This is a genomic window from Candidatus Magnetobacterium casense, from assembly GCF_019173545.1.
Lineage (GTDB): Bacteria > Nitrospirota > Thermodesulfovibrionia > Thermodesulfovibrionales > Magnetobacteriaceae > Magnetobacterium > Magnetobacterium cryptolimnobacter.
Genome location: NZ_JABXWD010000403.1, coordinates 1 through 2,885, shown reverse-complemented (window position 1 = coordinate 2,885; position 2,885 = coordinate 1). Strand labels below are relative to the sequence as shown.

At 50.9% G+C, this 2,885-nt stretch carries 1 protein-coding gene; it reads right to left on the bottom strand.

The genetic code is table 11. The features are described from left to right. Positions 1 to 449: 449 nt before the first annotated feature. A complete protein-coding gene (locus HWQ67_RS15520) occupies positions 450 to 2,357 on the bottom strand; it encodes a hypothetical protein (protein WP_218253594.1) in 1,908 nt (635 codons plus the stop codon). Between the last annotated feature and the right edge of the window lie 528 nt (positions 2,358 to 2,885).

Genomic DNA, 2,885 nt, shown 5'->3' with positions numbered 1-2,885 from the left:
CAGGAATGACACACTTGGAAAACGCCTGTAACTGTCATTCCTGCGAAAGCAGGAATCCATGCCTTTTAACCGTGAAAAAATTTTTTACCCTGCTTTTTTAAGAGGATACTATTTCGACTCCTTTTATTATTCTATAAATTTCAACAACCATGTTTTTATCCTAAAACTATATATCTGAGGCTGTCAAGAGAAGAGTTCTTTTGAAAAGTTTACTTCACACTCCAAGACTATTATATGAGTAATACAGCACAAAAAGCATAGTGTATAAAACAATCCACTGTAAACAAGATTTAGGAAGGGGTCAAGGGGACTTCTTCGTGCCCGGGGCGGCTCGCCCCTCCCCTTGCGGGGGGTTCTGAAGGAGGCCAGGTGCGACCTGGAGCGCCAAGAAGCGGAGCCGCCTCCCTTCTTTCTTTTCTTCGGGGACATTGCCCAGGCCAAGGGGGCTACTAAAAAGGCACAACAGGGTCTGCGTCAATATCTAACCGGACATCCTTCAAGCCGAGGTCATTGACCTTCTTTTGGAGCCTCTGGATTTCGTGATTTAGGGCTGCACGTCCCTGCGCCCGCAGACTGACCTGTATGCCGCCGTCAAACCCCTTGATGGTCGGCGTAAAGACAACGCCCCCAAGGGATTTAGCCGCCCTGCGCAGGACGTCAGCCCCGGACCCTGCCCGGGACATGATACTGACCAGGGCCATCTTTGAAAACGGCGGGTAAGACAGCTCCCTCCTGACCTTCAGTTCGTGCATTACAAGCCCCTCGTAGTTGTATGCCTGCAGGAGGACATAGAGCGGATTGTCCGGCATTGCGGTCTGGATGAGGATAAACTCCCCTGCCATTTCGGAGAGCCTGAAGACGTCCTGAAAGAGCCTCTCCATTGCCTGGTACTGTGGCATGGCAAGGTACATGTCGGTCCCGACAAAGACGATACCCTTGAAGTGTCTGTGCAGGTGCAGGGGCTTGAGCAGCATCTTGGTTGCAACGACGATGGTGGCATCAACGGCCTTGGACAACGCCCTGGAGGTCCGTTGCCGACCCTTTATGATGTCGCTGTCGATGCGCACCGTTGAGGTGTTTAGCTTCTGCCGGAGTATATCTTCCATGTGTTGTGTGCCGCTGCCGGCGGAGATGAAGTTGTGTCCGCTGCATACGGGGCAGAAGTCCCGGGGCTTACTCCGGTATCCACATCGGTTGCAGAACAGGCTTCTGGTATCGGCGGCGGTCTGCTCGTTGTAGAGGACAAGGGGGTGTGTAATTGTCGGTGGATGGCTGCACTTAGGACAGGTCTGATAGAAGCCGCAGTCTGAGCATATGGGTATGCCGTAACCCTTTTTGTTTACGTAGACGAGGTGTATGCCACGTTTGAGTCGCCGCAGCGCCTTATAGGACAGTGGTTGTCGTGTCTTGATTAGTTTGATCGCCGGTCTTGCCACCTCGACGGGACAGCGTATGAGCTGGTACCTGCCCGTCATCGCATTGTAGCAGGAGGCAACAGAGGGCGTGGCAGAGATCAGGAGGACGGTTGTCTCCTCCAGCATCCCGCGCATTACGGCCACGTCACGTGCATGGTAGCGGGGGGATTTATCGGACTTGTACAGTGGGCTGTGCTCCTCTGATACCACGATCAGAGAGGGTCTGTCCAGGGGCGCCAGGGCAGCCGACATCGTGCCCGCTACGAATCTGACAGTCCCCTCCACGATTACCCTGTAGTTGTTGCTACGTCTGACCCTGGAGACGTCGCTGTGGATGAGGCATATCTCCTGCGCTGTAGCGTCGCAGAGGTGTCCTGCGATGGCTGTTAGTTCATCGATCTCCGGGTATAGTATCAGTGCGCTGTCGGTTAATCTGAGCGCCTCCAGCATGTACCGTATGCCATAGACATACGATGGGGCGTGCAGCAGGAGCACCGAAAAGCCTTTTGTCTGCAGGGCCGCCTTTAAGGGGGTCAAGGTCTCCTGTGTTATCGGCATCTCCGGCAAGGCAACTGTATCGGAGGTGGGTTGCCTTGTGCCCTTTTGGGAGGACCTGGACGCGATGAGTGAGTCGATGTCGGGCAGCATTGCTCTCAGCACGAGGCCAGGCTCTGCGTAGTAGTACTGCCCGGTCCACTGGAGCAGCTTCAGGTGTGCCTCCGATATGGCCGGTTTGTCGCCGTGTACCTGCGTAATCTCTTTGAGTACGTAAGGCCTTTCAGCCGCTGCCTGGTTGTAATCAACGATGATACCCGCTTTTTCCTTGCCCCTGACTGGCGCTGAAACGATCATCCCCCTGAATGCCCTCTGGCGCAATCGCTCAGGGCATATGTACGTCAGAGGCACGAGGTGTACGGGAAAAAGTACGTCTATTAAAAACATCTACGGATTATAGCATAAACGAAGAGAGACAAGGGGGACTTCTTGCTTGTTGTAATCTGCTTTCCGTGTATTGTCAGCAAATAGTTTGCACAGCATCGGTTATATCCTATTAAATCTATTAATTCATCAAGAATCACTTTTTTTTGCTTTCTATTTGCTGTTTTGTATTCCCTGGCCAATACCTTTGTTAGTGCTTGCCTCTCTTTCATCTTTAACGACATTTCGTATAGATTTTAGATGAGGCAATTCGCAGGATTGACTTTCAATGAATTGATTTGTTATAACATCTCCGTATGGCATTGCTATACTTAATCTACAGCAATTTGATAGGGAGGTTTAAGATGAGGACTAACGACAAAAACAAATGGGGATTTGAGATGTTCCTGAAAGCAGCATGGGTGTTTTTCTTTACTTACTTGTTTACCGTGAAAATCTTATTGAGTTAAGACACAAAACTCCCCCTCACCGTCCATGACAGTTTTTTTTGCGATGATTCTATGTCTTATTCCTTACATATCCAAATTTCTT

Excerpts from the sequence above, each read along its gene's own strand:
- HWQ67_RS15520 (WP_218253594.1), bottom strand. The coding sequence starts at position 2,357 with ATGTTTTTAATAGACGTACTTTTTCCCGTACACCTCGTGCCTCTGACG.